Source organism: Citromicrobium bathyomarinum (assembly GCF_038594485.1).
In the GTDB taxonomy this organism is placed as follows: Bacteria; Pseudomonadota; Alphaproteobacteria; order Sphingomonadales; family Sphingomonadaceae; genus Alteriqipengyuania; species Alteriqipengyuania bathyomarina_A.
Map to the genome: position 1 here is coordinate 145,832 of NZ_JBCFZG010000001.1, position 16,949 is coordinate 162,780.

General features: G+C 63.8%; 17 protein-coding genes, 1 other RNA gene and 1 pseudogene. 9 read left to right on the forward strand and 10 right to left on the reverse strand.

Annotated features, from left to right (window positions below):
- Positions 1-39 precede the first annotated feature (39 nt).
- From AAG591_RS00700 to mtgA, 4 genes are all read right to left on the reverse strand, one after another.
- Entirely contained in the window at positions 40-801 is a 762-nt protein-coding gene (locus AAG591_RS00700; protein WP_342528985.1) for an anti-sigma factor, read from the reverse strand.
- Positions 798-1,367 carry a sigma-70 family RNA polymerase sigma factor gene (locus tag AAG591_RS00705; protein ID WP_342528986.1) on the reverse strand — a complete coding sequence of 190 codons (570 nt, stop codon included), beginning with the start codon at positions 1,365-1,367 and terminating at the stop codon, positions 798-800. The genes AAG591_RS00700 and AAG591_RS00705 overlap by 4 nt, the downstream gene beginning before the upstream one ends.
- 4 nt (positions 1,368-1,371) lie before the next feature.
- Complete coding sequence (locus AAG591_RS00710; protein ID WP_342528987.1) at positions 1,372-2,289, reverse strand: cation diffusion facilitator family transporter; 918 nt, start codon at positions 2,287-2,289, stop codon at positions 1,372-1,374.
- Positions 2,290-2,583: 294 nt separating this feature from the next.
- Positions 2,584-3,255 (reverse strand): monofunctional biosynthetic peptidoglycan transglycosylase, encoded by a 672-nt coding sequence (gene mtgA, locus AAG591_RS00715; RefSeq protein ID WP_342528988.1) that lies wholly within the window; start codon positions 3,253-3,255, stop codon positions 2,584-2,586.
- 124 nt (positions 3,256-3,379) lie between these two features.
- Between mtgA and AAG591_RS00720 the strand changes: the two genes are divergently transcribed.
- Positions 3,380-4,123 carry an SDR family oxidoreductase gene (locus AAG591_RS00720; RefSeq protein WP_342528989.1) on the forward strand — a complete coding sequence of 248 codons (744 nt, stop codon included), beginning with the start codon at positions 3,380-3,382 and terminating at the stop codon, positions 4,121-4,123.
- Positions 4,124-4,191: 68 nt separating this feature from the next.
- Here AAG591_RS00720 and rpoH read toward each other — a convergent pair whose 3' ends face one another.
- From rpoH to AAG591_RS00735, 3 genes and pseudogenes are all read right to left on the reverse strand, one after another.
- Entirely contained in the window at positions 4,192-5,097 is a 906-nt protein-coding gene (gene rpoH / locus AAG591_RS00725) for an RNA polymerase sigma factor RpoH (protein WP_342528990.1), read from the reverse strand.
- Between the two features lie 134 nt (positions 5,098-5,231).
- Positions 5,232-6,176, reverse strand: coding sequence for an RluA family pseudouridine synthase (locus AAG591_RS00730; protein WP_342529956.1), 945 nt, complete (start codon positions 6,174-6,176; stop codon positions 5,232-5,234).
- A 204-nt stretch (positions 6,177-6,380) separates the two neighbouring features.
- Positions 6,381-6,542: pseudogene (locus tag AAG591_RS00735) on the reverse strand (GIY-YIG nuclease family protein); the annotation flags it as partial.
- Positions 6,543-6,614: 72 nt separating this feature from the next.
- On the opposite strand from AAG591_RS00735, the gene AAG591_RS00740 reads away from it, so the two are divergent.
- The 4 genes from AAG591_RS00740 to rnpB all read left to right on the forward strand — a co-directional run bounded on the left by AAG591_RS00740 (position 6,615) and on the right by rnpB (position 8,946).
- Entirely contained in the window at positions 6,615-7,001 is a 387-nt protein-coding gene (locus tag AAG591_RS00740) for a M67 family metallopeptidase (RefSeq protein WP_342528991.1), read from the forward strand.
- Positions 7,002-7,130: 129 nt separating this feature from the next.
- The gene (locus AAG591_RS00745) at positions 7,131-7,778 is read left to right on the forward strand and encodes a histidine phosphotransferase family protein (protein ID WP_342528992.1); all 648 of its coding nucleotides are present in this window, start codon (positions 7,131-7,133) and stop codon (positions 7,776-7,778) included.
- 10 nt (positions 7,779-7,788) lie between these two features.
- Positions 7,789-8,508, forward strand: coding sequence for an N-acetylmuramoyl-L-alanine amidase (locus tag AAG591_RS00750; protein ID WP_425341619.1), 720 nt, complete (start codon positions 7,789-7,791; stop codon positions 8,506-8,508).
- Between the two features lie 54 nt (positions 8,509-8,562).
- Positions 8,563-8,946, forward strand: an RNA gene (gene rnpB, locus AAG591_RS00755) — RNase P RNA component class A.
- Here the strand turns inward: rnpB and AAG591_RS00760 are convergent.
- The 3 genes from AAG591_RS00760 to nhaA all read right to left on the reverse strand — a co-directional run bounded on the left by AAG591_RS00760 (position 8,947) and on the right by nhaA (position 12,447).
- Positions 8,947-10,269 (reverse strand): UDP-glucose dehydrogenase family protein, encoded by a 1,323-nt coding sequence (locus tag AAG591_RS00760; protein ID WP_342528993.1) that lies wholly within the window; start codon positions 10,267-10,269, stop codon positions 8,947-8,949.
- A gap of 13 nt (positions 10,270-10,282) precedes the next feature.
- A complete protein-coding gene (locus tag AAG591_RS00765) occupies positions 10,283-11,104 on the reverse strand; it encodes a metallophosphoesterase family protein (protein ID WP_342528994.1) in 822 nt (273 codons plus the stop codon).
- Positions 11,105-11,214: 110 nt separating this feature from the next.
- On the reverse strand, positions 11,215-12,447 hold the full coding sequence (gene nhaA, locus AAG591_RS00770) for a Na+/H+ antiporter NhaA (protein ID WP_342528995.1): 1,233 nt from the start codon (positions 12,445-12,447) through the stop codon (positions 11,215-11,217).
- An 88-nt stretch (positions 12,448-12,535) separates the two neighbouring features.
- On the opposite strand from nhaA, the gene AAG591_RS00775 reads away from it, so the two are divergent.
- The 4 genes from AAG591_RS00775 to AAG591_RS00790 all read left to right on the forward strand — a co-directional run bounded on the left by AAG591_RS00775 (position 12,536) and on the right by AAG591_RS00790 (position 16,935).
- Entirely contained in the window at positions 12,536-13,933 is a 1,398-nt protein-coding gene (locus tag AAG591_RS00775) for a glycosyl transferase family protein (RefSeq protein WP_342528996.1), read from the forward strand.
- Positions 13,934-14,547: 614 nt separating this feature from the next.
- Complete coding sequence (locus AAG591_RS00780; protein WP_342528997.1) at positions 14,548-15,174, forward strand: hypothetical protein; 627 nt, start codon at positions 14,548-14,550, stop codon at positions 15,172-15,174.
- A 73-nt stretch (positions 15,175-15,247) separates the two neighbouring features.
- A complete protein-coding gene (locus AAG591_RS00785) occupies positions 15,248-16,162 on the forward strand; it encodes a sulfite exporter TauE/SafE family protein (protein ID WP_342528998.1) in 915 nt (304 codons plus the stop codon).
- A complete protein-coding gene (locus AAG591_RS00790; protein WP_425341620.1) occupies positions 16,159-16,935 on the forward strand; it encodes a TIGR02186 family protein in 777 nt (258 codons plus the stop codon). Before AAG591_RS00785 ends, AAG591_RS00790 begins: the two co-directional genes overlap by 4 nt.
- Positions 16,936-16,949: the final 14 nt, after the last annotated feature.

Below are 16,949 nucleotides of genomic sequence, written 5' to 3' on the forward strand. Positions count from 1 at the left end.
CGCCGTGGATGCAGCGCGACGCGGAATCTTTTTTCAGGCTCAGGTCTTCTGCAGCGTCCCTTCGGCCACCACCGGGCCGGGCGCGGACTTGTCGGGTGCGCCGCCGAGCGGTTCACGGCTGAGCAGGATCTGCGCCCCATCGCGCATCGATTGCGCCAGCCCTGCGTCAAGGTGCACACGTTTCTGCGTTCCCGGAGCGACAACGCCCAGCGACTGCACCTGTGCGCCTTCGCCTGGTGGCACCAGCCACAGCTCGTGATCGTGGACACCGTCGGTGGTCAGTCCATCCGCAGCCACCAGCATATCGTCGCGATCGGGCAGGAAGGTAACGCCGATGCGAAGAGGGGTGTCGGCAATCGGGATCGAAGCGACCAGCGGCGGCGCATCCGAAGCCGGTGCAGGCCGATCGTCGACCGTGTTCGCGATCGGCACGAAGAGCAGTGCGAGCGCGGCGACAGCAGCGACGGCGCTGCCTGCTGCAATCCGCTGCCACAGCGTCACCCGGCGTTGGAGGATGACCACAGGGCTATCCTCCCCGGCTGTCTGCTCGAACTCGCTTGCAATCCGCTCCCACACCTCGGGCGAGGGTGCGGCGTCTGCGACATCATCGAGCAGCGGCATCAGTTGCTGTTCCCACCGGGCAACCAGCCCGGCAAAGGCAGGCTCGTTCGCCATGCGTCCGCGCGTGGCGAGCAGTTCTTCGCCTTCGAGCAGGCCCATCGCGTACTCGGCGGCGAGGCGTTCGTCGCCTTCCAGCTCGGGGCCGGTCATTTCGGGGCCGTTGTGGTCATCGGCGCTCATTCGCCGCGCTCCATGCATTCGCGCAGGCGCGCCAGCCCGCGCCTGATCCAGCTCTTCATCGTGCCAAGGGGCACATCGCTGCGTTCCGCCAGCTCGGCATAGGTATACCCGTCGAGGAAGGCGGTGCGGATCGCGCTGCGCTGCGGTTCGTCGAGGTGATCGAGGCAGGTGTGGACCCGTGCCGTCCGCTCCGCGTCGATCAGCATCGCGTCGGCGGCGGGATCGCCATCGGGCAGCTCCTTCGCCGCCTCGACCGGAACCGCGCCGCGCCGCACCTTGCCCGTGCGCAGGCGATCGACCGCGCGGTTGCGCGCGAAGGTCGCCAGCCACGCAATCGGGCTGGCGCGCTTGGCGTCGTAGCGGGCGGCGTTGCGCCAGAGAGTGATGTAAACGTCCTGCAAGGCGTCTTCGGCTTCTTTCCTGTCGTGCAAGATACGCAGGCAAATGCCGAAAAGCTTCACATTGGTGAGCCGATAGACGACTTCCAGCGCTGCCCGATCACCGCCGGCCAGCCGCTCCATCGCCGCTATCAGGCGGTTTCTGGCGTCGGGGCTCGATTCCTGCATTCGATTAACATCCAGCCTTGCAATCGCGTGTGCGCTCTATCTGCAGGGTGGTGTGGCCGATTTGGTGATCGTGCGAAAGCCTTTGTGCGAGTTGCGCTATGAACGCGTCGCCGGGATGGCCATCGGGCATCACCAGATGTGCGGTCAGTGCGGTCTCGGTGGTCGACATGGGCCAGATATGCAGGTCGTGCACCTCGGCGACGCCGGGCTCGCTTTCCAGCGTGGCGCGTACGGCGGACTCATCTACCCCTTCGGGAACGGCGTTGAGGCCGAGCTTCAGGCTGTCGCGTGCCAGCCCCCAGGTGCCCCAGCCGATCACCGCGAGGATCACGAGGCTGGTCACAGGATCGAGCCACACTGCGCCGGTCAGCAGGATCGCCACACCTGCGATCACCACTCCGACCGAGACTAGAGCATCCGCGGCCATGTGCAGGAACGCGCCGCGGATATTGAGATCATCCTTGCGCCCCCGCACGAACAGCAGGGCGGTGACAGTGTTGATGAGGATGCCGACGCCCGCGACCCAGATCATCGTCCAGCCTTCAGGCTCCACCGGGTTCATCAGCCGGTCGATGGTCTCGAACAGGATCGCCCCGATGGCGATCATCAGCAGCGCGGCATTGGCCAGCGCGGCAAGGATCGTGGAGCTTTTCAACCCGTAGGTGAACCGGGGGGAGGGCGGCCGCCTGGCCGCCGCAGCCGCGCCCCAAGCGATCAGCAGGCCGAGCACGTCCGACAGGTTGTGGCCCGCATCGGCGACCAGCGCCATCGAACCCGAGATATAGCCAAACACCGCCTCGACCGCGACGAACGCGGTGTTGAGTGCAATGCCGATGGCAAACGCGCGCCCGAAATCGGCGGGTGCGTGGGAGTGCCCGTGCCCGTGCCCATGACTGTGGTCGTGTGAGTGATCGTGACCCAATGTGCCCCCTCGTCGTCGCGACCGATCGCGGAAAAGTGCCCGCGCGTCCTATCGCGACCGAGCCGTCCATCCAAACTTTTTCTATGTTTTCAACATGATATGCCATACCATAACGGATATATAGGATATCATATCATCGTGCAGGCCGCTGACAAGTATCGGATGTTGCACGCTAATCGGCGGGCGCGTGCATCACGTTCCAGTCGACCCGGCCGTGGATGCCGTCGAGCATCAGGAACTGGGATGCCTCCTCCAAACTCGAGTCATGCGCTCCGAATCGGAGCGCAAAGCAGGCTATTCATAGACGCAGGTGTCGAGGCCCTCGCGCGCCATTGTACCGACGGATCGCGCCATCCGGTCGCCGTGGCGGCGCAGCCAGCCTTGCGGGTTCTTGACCTCGCGCTTCTTGGGGCTGGGCAGGGCGACCGCCATGCGCGCCGCCTCGCTCGGCGTCAGGCGGTCCGCACCATGCCCAAAATAGCGCAGCGAACCGGCCTGCACCCCGTAGGTGCCGATGCCCGTTTCGGCGACGTTGAGGTAGACTTCCATGATCCGCCGCTTGGGCCACAGGTTCTCGATCAGCACGGTGAACCACGCCTCCAGCCCCTTGCGGAAGAAGCCGCCGCCTTGCCACAGGAACACGTTCTTGGCGGTCTGCTGGCTGATGGTCGATCCGCCGCGCTGCTTGCCGCCCTTCATGTTGTTTTCCATCGCCGCCTGCATCGCGGCGTAGTCGAACCCGTTGTGCTCGCAGAAATTCTGGTCCTCCGACGCGATCACTGCGCGCACCATGTTGCGGTCGATATCGTCAAGGCTGCGCCAGTCCTTCGCGTAGCCGTTCTCGTCCAGGATCATTGTCCACGTGACGGGGACGGGCACAAACCGGAAGGCGAGCGTCAGGAACAGGCTGAGCCCGATGAAGGTCGCGACGAGGGCGGTGAGGATCTGGAGGACGCGGAAGAGCACGGGCGGCTATCTAGGGCGTCCGCGGCGCGCCGACAATCGTCCGGATTCCTTGCGGTGCAATATGGCGCAGCGCCTTTCGCAGCCTACATAGCCGCGAGTAAGCAATCCACGAAAGGCACGGCGCATGAAGATTTCCGGCAACACCATCCTGATCACCGGCGGCGGCAGCGGGATCGGGCGCGAGCTTGCGCGCAAATGGCACGATCTGGGCAATACGGTCATCGTCGCGGGGCGGACGCTCGACGCGCTCGAAGAGACTGCCGCGGGCTACGAGAATATCCATCCCGTAACCCTCGACGTCGCCCAGCCAGAAGGCGTTGAGCGGTTCGCGAAAGACATCATCGAACGCTTCCCTGCCTTGAACGTGCTGTTCAACAACGCCGGGATCATGAAATACGAGGATATCACCGCCTCGCGTGACCTCTCCGATGCGACGGCGGAGGTGACGATCAACCTGCTCGGCCCGATCCGCCTGACCGACGCACTGATCGACCATCTCAAGACACGGGGCGATGCGGTGATCGTCAATGTCACCTCAGGCTTGGCCTTCGTGCCCCAGCCCAAGGCCTCCACCTACTCCGCCACGAAGGCCGCGCTGCACAGCTATACGCTGTCGCTGCGTCAGCAATTGGAGGGCACCGTAGAGGTTATCGAACTCGCGCCTCCGGGCGTGCAGACCGAGCTGACCCCCGGCCAGTCGGAGCGCGAGGGGTACATGCCATTGGACGCCTATATCGAAGAGACGATGTCGCTGTTCCAGCAGCAGCCGACCCCGCGCGAAATCTGCGTCGAGTTCGTCCGCCCGTTCCGCAACGCTGAGAAAGACGGCAAGGTCGACGACTTCATGGAAATGCTCGCGAACCGCTGAGACGAAAAACGCCGCCCTGCACGATGGCGGGGCGGCGTTCTATCTTGCCAGTGGCTATCCGGGGTGGCTTACGCCGCGATCGCCATCATCTTGTCGCTTGCGATCCGCTGCATCGCTTTCTGCAGCTTCTCGAACGCGCGCACTTCGATCTGGCGGATGCGTTCGCGCGACACGTCGTAGACCTTGCTCAGCTCTTCGAGCGTCTGCGGGTCCTCGGTCAGGCGGCGTTCCGTCAGGATGTGCTTCTCGCGATCGTTGAGCGAATCCATCGCCTCCAGCAGCATTTCGTGGCGCACCTGCGCCTCCTGCGTGTCGGCCGTGGTCTCGTCCTGCAGGGGGCGATCGTCGGTCAGCCAGTCCTGCCACTGGCTGGCGTTTTCCTCCTCCCCGCGCATCGACACGTTGAGCGAGCTGTCGCCGCCCATCAGCATCCGGCGGTTCATGTTGATCACTTCCTGCTCGGGCACGCCGAGATCGGTCGCGATCTTCTTCACATCGTCGGGATGCAGATCGGTGTCCTCGTACGCGTCGAGGTTCTTCTTCATCCGCCGCAGGTTGAAGAACAGCTTCTTCTGCGCGGCGGTGGTGCCCATTTTCACGAGGCTCCACGAGCGCAGGATATATTCCTGGATGCTCGCCTTGATCCACCACATCGCGTAGGTCGCGAGGCGGAAACCGCGATCGGGTTCGAACTTCTTGACGCCCTGCATCAGCCCGACGTTCCCTTCGGAAATCAGGTCGGACACGGGCAGGCCATAGCCGCGATAACCCATCGCGATCTTGGCCACGAGCCGCAGGTGGCTCGACACGAGCTGTGCCGCCGCCTCGGGGTCTTCGTGTTCTTCGTACCGCTTGGCGAGCATGTATTCCTGCTCTGCCGTCAGCACGGGGAATTTCTTGATTTCCGACAAATAGCGGTTGAGGCTCTGCTCTCCGCCCAGTGCCGGGATGGCTACTGCCTTGCTTTTACTCACTTCGTCCCTAACCTTTCTGTGTCAGCCCATCCCCCCGTTTGGGACCCGAACCCCTGCTGGGCATTCGGGATGCTTGGGCCACACCTTTCCATATAGGCTGCTTCCCGGAATTTTTCGAGTTCTGTTCATCGATTTCAACGAGCGATTTCGTCGATCAGTTCCCCCATGTCCCGGGGCAGGTCAGCCCGAAAATCGAGCCGTTCGCCGGTTGCGGGATGGATGAAGCCGAGGCTGGCGGCATGGAGCGCCTGCCGATGAAAGCCCAGTTTCTCGAGGATCGGCCGCAAGGCCTTGGGATCGCGTCCATATTGTGGGTCTCCTATTAACGGATGACCTATTGACGCACAGTGAACGCGCACCTGGTGCGTGCGGCCGGTTTCCAGCCGGCATTCAAGTTTGCTTGCGACCCCCCAAGAATCGATTGTCCGGTAATGCGTTACCGCGTGCTTTCCGCGCGACGCATCGGAGGGGAGAACCGCCATCTTCTTGCGATCCCGATCTGACCGACCGAGCCGCGCATCGATCGTACCGTCGGCGGGTTTCGGGCGCCCCGCGCAGATAGCGATATAGCGGCGTTCGATGCTGTGATCGGCGAATTGTTTTGCGAGCCCTTCGTGCGCAGAATCGGTCTTCGCTACGACCAGTAAACCACTGGTATCTTTATCAATTCGGTGGACGATGCCCGGCCGCTCCACCCCGTTGATGCCCGAAAGCTGGCCCCGGCAGTGATAAAGCAGCGCATTGACCAGCGTGCCGTCGCGATTGCCCGCCGCCGGGTGGACTACCATGCCCGCAGGCTTGTCGACCACGATCAGATGCTCGTCCTCGTACGCGATGACGAGCGGGATATCCTGCGGTTCGGCTTCGAGCGGGACGGGCGCGGGCAGGGCAATCGTGAAGGCGGCCCCAGCCTCGACCTTGGCGGAGGGTGAGGTGGCGATCCTGCCGCCGACCGTCACCTGCCCGTCCGCGATGAGCCCCTTGATCCGTTCGCGAGAAAGATCGGTCGCGTCGGCCAGCGCCTTGTCGAGACGGGAAGGGGCGGGGATGGTCCCGGTGAGCGTGTTGGAGGTGCCTATGGATGGGGTTGGCCTCTCGACAGGCTCAGGTAAAGCAGGCTTAGAAGTCACCTCTGGCCCCGTTCGTGCTGAGCTTGTCGAAGCACTGGTCTTGCTTTTCGAAAGCTTTGAAATCTCATCCCAATCCCCCCGGATGAGAGCGAGCTTTTTCGCACGCGACCATCCCTTGATTTTTCTCTCCGCTTCCAAGGCTTCCACGCGAGAGGGAAATTCGCTGGACCAGACCAACTCACACGGGCCGAAATCGCTGGTGAAGCCCGAGATTGCCCCTGAGAGATGCTGAGCAACGCGTCCCTCAAGATCGTCTGTGTGCCCGGTGTAGATTTTTCCGGCCCGACAATGGAGCATGTAGGTCCAGAACGGCATACCTCGGGAGTAAGAGAAGTGCAGTCCTTCGACAAGCTCAGGACGAACGGGTCTGATGGGAAAGAACGAGTTGTGATCGAGAGAGAACCGGTTCAATCAATGCTTGCTCATGCTGCCGACGCCCACCCCCACGAATGTTGCGGACTGCTGCTGGGCGAGGATGCCAGGATTACTCGCGCGCAACCCACCCAGAACGTCCATCCCGCCCCCGAAACCCATTTCGGGATCGACCCCGCCGCGCTGATCGCGGCGCACAAGGCGGAGCGTGCGGGTGGGCCGCGCGTGGTGGGCTATTACCACTCGCATCCCAACGGGAGAGCCGAACCTTCGCCGACCGACCGCGAGAGCGCGGCGCACGACGGAAAAATCTGGGCAATCGTCGCGAATGGGCAAGTCCGCTTCTTCCGCGATGGGGAGGACGGATTCGAGGCGCTTTCCTACGAAGTCGAGCCGCGCTAGGCAGGCGGCAATGATCTATCTCCCTTCCACATATTACGCCCGTTCCGTTACCCGCATCGCGCGAGGTCGCTTTTTCGCCCCTGGACACTGTGTCAGGTGTGTCAGGGCACACGAAATCGGAGCTGCCGCATGAGCGAAACCGACCCTCTGCTGCTCGCCAGCCAGCTGTGTTCGCGGCTGTGCCACGACATGCTCAGCCCCGTGGGTGCGCTTTCGAACGGGCTCGAACTGCTGGCCGACGAAAAGGACCCGCAGATGCGCCAGCGCTGTTTCGAGCTTCTCGAACAGAGCGCGCGAACGAGCGCGGCCAAGCTCAAGTATTTCCGTCTCGCCTATGGGGCCGCTGGTGGTTTCGGTGAGCAGGTTTCCATCGACGAGCCCAAGGCCGTGATCGAGACGCTGGCCGCCGATGCCAAACGCATTGACCTGCGCTGGCAAGTGGCTGCACCGACCCTGTCGAAGTCCGCCGCCAAGGTGATGTTGAACCTCGCGCACATCGGGCTCGACGCGCTGGTGCGCGGCGGAACGCTCGACATCGGGGTGGAGGAACGCGACGACGTGACCGAAATCGTCGTTCGCGCCACCGGACCCAGGATCGCCTTCGACCCGACCATCGGCGAGGCGCTGGGCGGCAAGCTCGATCCTGCGGAACTCACTGGCCGCACTGCGCCTGCGCACCTGCTCTCGCTGATCGCGGAACGCTCTGGCGGGCAGATCCAGACCCACGCCGAAGCCGACGCCTTGCTGCTCGGCGCCACGCTGCCGCACGTCGATTGAGCGGAGCGGCATGATGGGAGAGGGCATGAGCGAGCTGGTTCATCACGAGAGGCTCTCGCCCAACTACGACGAACGTCACGCGCCTGTTTCCACGGTGGTGGTCCACTATACCGAGATGGAAAGCGCGAGCGCGGCGCTCGACCGGCTGACCGATCCCGAGGCCAAGGTTTCCGCGCATTACCTCATCAGCGAGGGGGGCGAGGTGACCCGGCTTGTGCCCGAAGACAAGCGCGCATGGCACGCGGGCGTTTCCTACTGGCGCGGCGAATCCGATGTGAACGGCATCAGCATCGGGATCGAGCTGGATCATCCCGGCCATGCGCTGGGCTATCGCGAGTTCTCCGAAGCGCAGATCGGAGCGCTGTTGCCGCTATTGCACTCGATCGTGAAGCGGCACGACGTGCCGCGCGCCAACGTGGTCGGCCATTCGGACGTCGCCCCGCACCGCAAGATCGACCCGGGTGAGCTGTTTCCGTGGGCCAAGCTGGCCGAACACGGCCTGTGTCTGCCGCGGCCGACCAAGCTGGAGCTGGGCGATCCGTTCGACAATGACGGTGCCTTCTACCTGGCGATGGAGCGGTTCGGGTACGACATCAGCGACGGGCGCAAATCGGTCGAGGCCTTCCAGCGGCGCTGGCGGCCCGAACTGATCGACGGCGTGATCGATGGTGAAATCCGCGCGATCCTGTTTCAGCTGCTGCTCGACCGCGACCGGGGGCTGGCGAGGTAGCTGCGGCGCGATTGCGCTTGGCTATCGGGGCTGGCTTGCCTATCTCGCCCGGTGCCAGGAGGCTGGGCAGCCGCGTCACTTATGTGCCGAGGAAAGTCCGGGCTCCACGAAGTAAGGGTGGCGGGTAACGCCCGCCGTGGGCGACCACAGGGAAAGTGCCACAGAGAGCAAACCGCCGACGTTCCTGCAAGGGAGCGGGCAAGGGTGAAAGGGTGCGGTAAGAGCGCACCGGGGGCCTGGTAACAGGTCCCGTCACGGCAAACCCCACCCGGAGCAAGGCCGAATAGGGACCCCGCGCCGGAAATGGCAGGAGCGCTTCGCTTCCGAGGAGGTCCGGGTTGGCTGCTCGAGCGTGCCGGCAACGGCGCGCCTAGATGAATGGCTGCCCCCTGCCATTTGTGGCAGGGACAGAACCCGGCTTACAGGCCTCCTGGCACCCTATTCCCGGCCGACGCTGGTGTAGTGGAACCCCGCTTCGCGAACGTCGGCGGGCGTATAGATGTTGCGCAGGTCGACCAGCACGGGCGACTTGGCGAGTTGCTTGACCCGTGTGAGGTCGAGCGCGCGGAACACGTCCCACTCGGTGACGATGACAACCGCGTCTGCGCCTTCGATCGCGGCATAGGGATCGTCCTTCATCTCAACCTCGGGCATCAGCGGAGCGGCGATCTCCATCCCTTCGGGGTCGTAGGCGGCGATCTCGACCCCCGCATCGGCGAGCGTCTGCGCTACCGCGATGGCGGGCGAGTCGCGCATGTCGTCGGTGTTCGGCTTGAACGTCAGGCCGAGCATGGCGACCCGCTTGCCCCGCGCAGCGTCGAGCCCGCCGAGCGCTTCGACCACCTTGCGGCCCATCGCGCGCTTGCGGCTGTCGTTGACCTTCACCACGGCTTCCACGATCCGCGTGGGGCTATCGTAATCCTCGGCAGTCTTGAGCAGCGCGAGCGTGTCCTTGGGGAAGCAGGAACCGCCATAGCCGGGGCCGGCGTGAAGGAACTTGGAACCGATGCGGTTGTCCATCCCGATCCCGCGAGCAACGTCCTGCACATTCGCGCCGACCTTCTCGCACAGGTCGGCGATCTCGTTGATGAAGGTGATCTTCGTCGCGAGGAAGGCGTTGGCGGCGTACTTGATCAGTTCGCTCGTGCGGCGACCGACAAACAGGATCGGCGATTCGTTTAGGAACAGCGGGCGATAGACTTCGCGCATCACGTCCCGCCCGAAATCGTCCTCGGCCCCGATTACGATCCGGTCGGGGCGCTTGAAGTCGCCGATCGCGGCGCCCTCGCGCAGGAATTCGGGATTGGAGACGACCGCAACCTTCAGGCCGCGATCTCGCACCGCTGCGCTTTCCATCAGGATCCGCTCGACCTCGTCGCCGGTGCCGACGGGCACGGTCGATTTGGTGACGACGACCGCGTCGTTGACCAGCGATTCGCCGACTTCGCGGGCAACCGCATGGACGAAAGACAGGTCTGCATGGCCATCGCCGCGACGGCTGGGGGTACCCACCGCGATGAAGATGGCGCCAGCCCCCTCTATCCCTTCGGCGAGGTCGGTCGTGAACGAAAGGCGCCCTGCGCGCGCATTGTTTTCGACCAGGGCGTCCAGCCCCGGCTCGTAGATCGGCATGATGCCTTCGCGGAGGCGCTCGATCTTCGAGGCGTCCTTGTCGATGCACACGACATCATGGCCGAAATCGGCGAAACAGGCCCCCGAGACGAGGCCGACGTAGCCCGACCCGACCATTGCGATTTTCATGCGTTTAGACCTTTCATGTCTCGTCGCCCCATTTTTCGATCGACACGGAGCCTTTGCCCACCTCGTCGTCTGAGGTCTGGCTTGCTTGTATGAAGCGCTGCGTCTCGCCTTCCAGCACCAGCGCAGTCAAGCGCCCAAAACGGAATGCGCCTGTATCCACGCCGATGCGATGCGGCCGATGCTCGACCGTTTCGAAAATCGTGTGGCCGTGGACGATCACCTTCTCGAACGGCGAATCGTGGCCGAGGAATCGTCCTCTGATCCAGAGCAGGTCCTTGCGCGTCTGATCGTCTAGCGTGCGGGTGGGTTCGACACCGGCGTGGACGAAGGCATAGTCGCCGGCAATGATCAGTTCCTCGAAGCCGGCGAGAAACTCCCGATGCTTGCGAGGCACCGCCTTGCGGACGCGCTCCTGCAGCTCTTCGAGGGAAAGCTTGTTGTAATCGCGACGTGTGATCCCGTAGCTCAGGATCGTCTCACGACCTCCGTGCTTCAGAAATTGTCGCAGGACCTTGAGATCGTCGAGACTGTCCAGGAACATCTGTTCATGGTTCCCGGCGAGATAGCGGACCTTGCGCTGTTTGCCCCAACCGCGTGCGCGCGCCACAACTTCGGCGCTTTGCTTTCCGCGGTCGACCAGATCGCCGAGCAGGATGATCGTGGTGTCCGCCGCAGGCGCGTTCGCATCATCCTCTTCGATCGCCTCGATCAGCGCTTCGAACAGGTCGTAGCATCCGTGGATATCGCCGATCGCATAATAGCGCGTACCCTCCGGCACCGAGGGTCGCGGAGCGTCGGGCGCTTTGCGGAAAAGATTGCGAAAGGGCTTCAGCATGAGTTCGCGATTGGACTGTCAGAGGTTCGCAGGCGTGTCCGTGCACTTTATCGACAGCGCGCTCGTGTGGCGGCAGATAGGATGTAGTGGCCGCAACCGCAACCCGGAGATCAGGGCGTGCTGGACCGCGCGTCTTCGTAAATCTGCTTCTCTTCCGGGTGCTTCGTGGTGATCCGCAGGGCGATATAGCCGATGACGGCGGACACGATCGAGCCGAGCAGGATGCCGATCTTGGCTTCTTCCACGAACAGCCGGTTACCCTGGAATGCAAGTTCGCTGATGAACAGCGACATTGTGAAGCCGATCCCGGTCAGGATCGAGACGCCCCAGATTTCCATCCAGCTTGCGTTTTCCGGCTTCCTCGCGATGCCCAGCTTCACCGCCACGACGATAATGGTGAAAATGCCGAGCTGCTTGCCCACGAACAGACCGGTAGCAATCGCAAGCGGGAGCGGCGCGAAGACCTGTTCGATACCCATGTCGAGAAAGTGCACGCCGGCATTCGCAAAACCGAAGATCGGGACGACGAGATAGGCGCTCCAAGGTGCCAGCCCGTGTTCGGCCTTTTCCAGCATGGAGTGCCCGTCGGAACTGCGCATCGGGATGGTCAGCGCCGCGAGAACGCCGGCGATGGTCGCATGAACCCCGGAAAACAGCACCGCGAACCAGAGCGCGACGGCCATCAGGATGAAGGGCCAGAAATGCTTCACGCCGAACCTGTTCATGCCAACCATGACGCCGAACAGCGCGATCGCCACGGCTAGCCACATCACGTCCAGATGGGCGGTGTAGAAGATCGCAATCACCAGCACCGCGCCGATATCGTCGACGATGGCAACCGTCAGGAGGAACAGACGTAGCGAGGCCGGTACTCGGCTGCCGAGGAGGCCCAGCACACCCATCGCGAACGCGATGTCGGTCGCGGCGGGTATCGCCCAGCCGCGGATAAGTTGAGGGTCGGCATTGCCCGCGATGGTGACGTAGATCAGCGCCGGAGCGGCCATGCCCGCAGCGGCAGCCATGATCGGGAGGGTCCGTTTGTCCGCGCTCGACAGCTCGCCGCAGATCAGTTCCCGCTTTACCTCGAGACCGACGACGAAGAAGAAGATGACCATAAGGCCATCGTTGATCCAGAGATGTAAAGTATTGAGGTAGAAGGTGTCTTTCGACCACAAATAGCCGTTGAACAGCCTTTCGTAATCCTCGGCCAGCGGCGAATTCGCGACGACCATCGCGGCGGCAGCGACAAGGATCAGGAGAATGCCCGCCGATGCGTCGCTGACGAACAGCGCGCGGACAGGGGCGAAGGCGCGGCGAATGGGTTTGCGGATCGGTTCGAGCATGCGGCACCTCTTTATCAAACTCTCGCGCGTTGCAAGGCCCCGCTGCCTTCGATAGGCTGCATCTACGGGGGTAAAGGGGTATCGTGAGATGCTAGGCGCGGCATTTACGCCACTCGACTGGCTGGCCGTGGTTCATCGCGAACTTCTCCTCTTTTCGTGTCTGTTCTTCGCGCTCGGCTCGCTCGACGAATTCGCGATCGACGTACTTTACCTGGTCGGACGGCTGAGCGGGCGTATCCGAACTCCCGTGATCGACCGTCAGGCTGTGGAGGGTCGCGACCTTTCCGGACCTGTCGCGGTGATCGTGCCGGCCTGGCGCGAGGAAGAGGTGATCGGCGCGACCATGCGCCATCTTCTGGCGGCGTGGCCGCAAAAACAGGTGCGGCTGTATGTCGGCTGCTATGCCAATGACCCGGCGACGATCGAGGCTGCGGCTCGCGCGGCGCGGGGGCGCGCCAGAGCACGCATTGTGATCCACTCCGGACCCGGCCCGACCACCAAGGCGGACTGCATGAACCGCGTCTATCGCGCAATTGAAGAAGACGAGCGGCGCGAGGATGTCCGGTTCCGGATGGTGGTGATCCACGATGCCGAAGACATGGTCGATCCGGCCGCACTGCCGCTGTTCGACGCAGCCATCGCGAAGGCTGAACTTTTGCAGATACCCGTCCTGCCGTCACCTCAGGCGCCGTCGCGTTGGGTATCGGGACACTATATGGACGAGTTTGCCGAAGCCCACGCCAAGGCGATGGTCGTGCGAAACTGGCTGGGTGCCGGGATCCCATCGGCAGGGGTCGGGTGCGCGATTGCGCGCGATCGTCTGGCGATCCTCGATACGCGATCGGGCTGGCGCGGCCCGTTCGATGCCGACAGTCTGACCGAGGATTACGAACTGGGTTTGCGAGTGGCGGAAGCGGGCGCCAAGGTCGCGTTTCTCAGGGTCCGCGGCGACGACGGGCGGCTGGTGGCAACCCGCGCCTTCTTTCCCCGACGGCTTGAAACTGCGGTGCGGCAGAAGACCCGCTGGGTCTGCGGGATCGCGCTGCAAGGGTGGGATCGCATGGGCTGGAGCGGCGGCGTGATCGACGGCTGGATGCGGCTGCGCGACCGACGCGGACCGATGGCTGCATTGGTCCTGTTTGCCGCCTATCTCCTGCTCGTGTTGAGCGCCGTTCTGCTGGTCGCGCAGCAGCTCGGATTGGCACGTTCGCTGGCGCTTACACCGCTTATCGGGACCCTGCTGGTCGCCAATGCCATCAGCCTCGTCTGGCGATCTGCGTTTCGTGGCATCTTCACTGCGCGCGAATACGGGTTGGAGGAAGGCATTCGGGCTGTCCTTCGCATACCTTTGGGCAATTTCATCGCGATCCTGGCAGGCCGCCGTGCGGTGGTTCAGTATGTCGCAAGCCTGCGCGGCACCATGCTGACTTGGGACAAGACCGAGCATCGCGGTCATCCTTCTCTTGTGCCCGGCGCACCTGCATGAACCCGGGCAAGCGGTCGAACGGGCGCGGCGTGGGGCGGCCACTGATAGCGGCGATGGCGCTTCTGTGCGGTTGGGTGGCAATCAGGGCGAGCACCTGGGAGCCGCCATTCCCGCTTCCCGCAAGCGAGGCTCTGTTTGCGCAGGCCGAACTAAGCGCGCCGACCCGGTCCGGGGTAAGCCGCGCGGACGCCGGTCCCGATAGCTCGGTTGGCAATGCGCGTCATGCACGCCCGCTGAAGCCGCTTCACTACGAGCTGGGTGCTCTGATCTTCGGCTCTCGCAGCCTCGGCACTGATGCCAAGGGGCATGACGGGGGGGCTAGGGCGGTCTTCGCCTCCGGCGGGCCCAGCGGTCCGGCGATCTCGGCGAGGGCGGGTGTGATGGCCCGTCACCAGGCATTGTTCGCCTCGGCTATGTCCTACGCGCCAGGCTACGGCATGCCAATTCTTCCCAGTCTCGCAAACCCGGCCTTGATCGCACCGGGCAAGGGTGGCGGCCGGTTCCCTCTGGGAGGGCGAGCCGGAACTTACGACATTGCAGCAAGCACACCGCTGGCACCTCCGTCCAGCGTGGGGCCGGGCGAGCCCGGGAGATGGTCCGGCGACGCGTGGTTGTTGATCCGGCAAGGACGGGCCTACCCCCGGCTGACAGGCGTAAATCCTGCCAGCTACGGCGGAGATCAGACGGGCGCGGTCGTCCGCTATGCGTTGGCACCCAATTCGCGGCTCGCTCCGAAGATCTATGGCCGGGCAAGCAAGGCGCTGGTTTCGGGGGGAGAAAGCGAGGCTGCCGCTGGTGCCAGCCTGAACTTGGCGCGCAGCTTTCCATTACGGGTGCATGGCGAAGTGCGGGTGACAGATCGAACAGGAGGTGCTGAAGTCCGGCCTGCCGCCTACGTCGTAACCGGCCTGCCGAGACGCCCCGTCGGGCCGACACTGGAGGCCGAAGCCTATCTTCAGGCAGGCTATGTCGGCGGAAAGTTCGACACGGGCTTCGTCGACGGCAAGGCCACGCTGCAGGCTTCCGTCCTTGGCGGTGAAAGTTCGCGTTTCACCATCGGCGGCGGTGCCTGGGGCGGGGCTCAGCGCGATGCGTCGAGGCTGGATGTCGGCCCAACCGCGAGCGTCAACCTGTCGACCGGCGGCACGACTTTGCGCGCTTCGGCCGACTACCGAATCAGGGTCGCCGGAGACGCCAGACCGGGGAACGGGGTTGTGGTGACGCTGGCAGCTTCGTTCTGAAGCGATTAGCGGCGAATTTCTCCGCCTGCGCGCTTTATGAGCGGTGGCGAAAAGGCTACGGCTCGCAGCGCTCATGGACGTCTACCTCCCCATCGCGAATATGTCGGTCAACGGACTGCTGCTTGTCGCTCTCGGCGCCCTGACAGGCATCCTGTCGGGCTTGTTCGGGGTCGGGGGCGGATTTCTGACCACGCCGCTACTGATTTTCTGCGGCGTCCCGCCAACCGTGGCCGCTGCATCCGCCGCCACGCAGGTGACGGGTGCCAGTGTATCGGGCGTGCTTGCGCATAATCGCAGGGGCGGGGTCGACTATCGCATGGGCAGCGTGATGGTTGTCGGCGGGATCATCGGTGCACTGATCGGATCGCTGCTGTTCCGGCTGTTCCAGTCGCTCGGCCAGATCGACGTGGTCATCAGCATTCTCTACGTCTTCATGCTCGGATCGATCGGGTCGCTGATGATGCGCGAGGCGCTGGCAGGCCTGAATATCCGCCAGTCGAAGAGCCAGCAGCGCGCCGCGAAGCGCAGGCACCATCCGCTGGTCGCCGCGCTGCCCTATCGCTGGCGATTTTACGCTTCAGGTCTCTACATCTCCCCGCTCGCACCGCTCCTGCTGGGGACGGGCGTGGGCATTCTCACGATGCTGATGGGCGTGGGCGGCGGCTTCCTGCTGGTCCCGGCCATGCTCTACATCCTCGGGATGAGCGGCAAGGTTGTGGTCGGTACGTCGCTCTACAACATCCTGTTCGTCACCATGGTCACCACGATGACCCACGCGCTGACGACCAAGGCGGTAGACCTTGTGCTCGCGGCGATGCTGCTTCTGGGGTCGGTGCTCGGCGCGCAGTTCGGCACGAAGATCGCGCTGATGTTCAAGCCGGACCTGCTCCGCCTCGCGCTTGCCACCACCGTGCTCGTGATGGCTTTCCTGATGTTCTACGGCCTCAGCATACAGCCGACCGAAGTCTATTCGGTGATCGATCTGTGAGGATCGCACGGCCTCTACGCCTCGCCTTGGCGCTGGCGGTGGTGATCGGCTGGACGCCGGGCGCGCAGGCCCAGCGCGACCCCGTTCTGGTGCCGGAAGTCTCGCAGAAGGAAGTGCAGGTCCGCCAAGGCTTTACCGGTACCGATCTGCTCTTGTTTGGGGCGGTGATCGACCCGCAGGAGCGGGCCGGAAAGTTCGATGTCATCGTGGTTCTCAAAGGCCCGGCGGGCCCGATCCGGCTGCGTGAGAAGCGCCAGATTGGCGGCATCTGGATGAACGCAGACAGCACCGCATTCCGCTCTGCGCCGAGCTTTTTCGCCGTCGCTTCCAGCCGACCGATCGATCAGATCGTCGACGAACGCACCGCCGCCATATTCGAATTCGGGACCGACTTTATCCAGCTCAGCCCGTCGGGGTCGATCGACCTCGAAGAACAGGCGCGGTTTCGCGCAGGGTTGGTCGATTTGCGCGAGCAGCAGGGGCTCTACCAGACGATAGAAGACGGGGTCAGCCTGCGCGAAGACGTGCTCTATCAGGCGCGCATCCGTCTGCCCTCTAACGTGCAGACCGGCAACTACACCGCCGAGACCTTCGCGGTGCGCAATGGCCGTGTGCTCGCATCGGCGGTCGCGGACGTGGAAGTACGCAAGGTCGGTTTCGAGCGCTTCGTGGAGGTTTTCGCCGACCGGCAGCCGTTCTTGTACGGAATGGTCGCGATCATGCTTTCGCTGTTCATGGGGTGGTTCGCCGGACGACTTTTCAACCGTGGCTGACGGCTCGATGATCG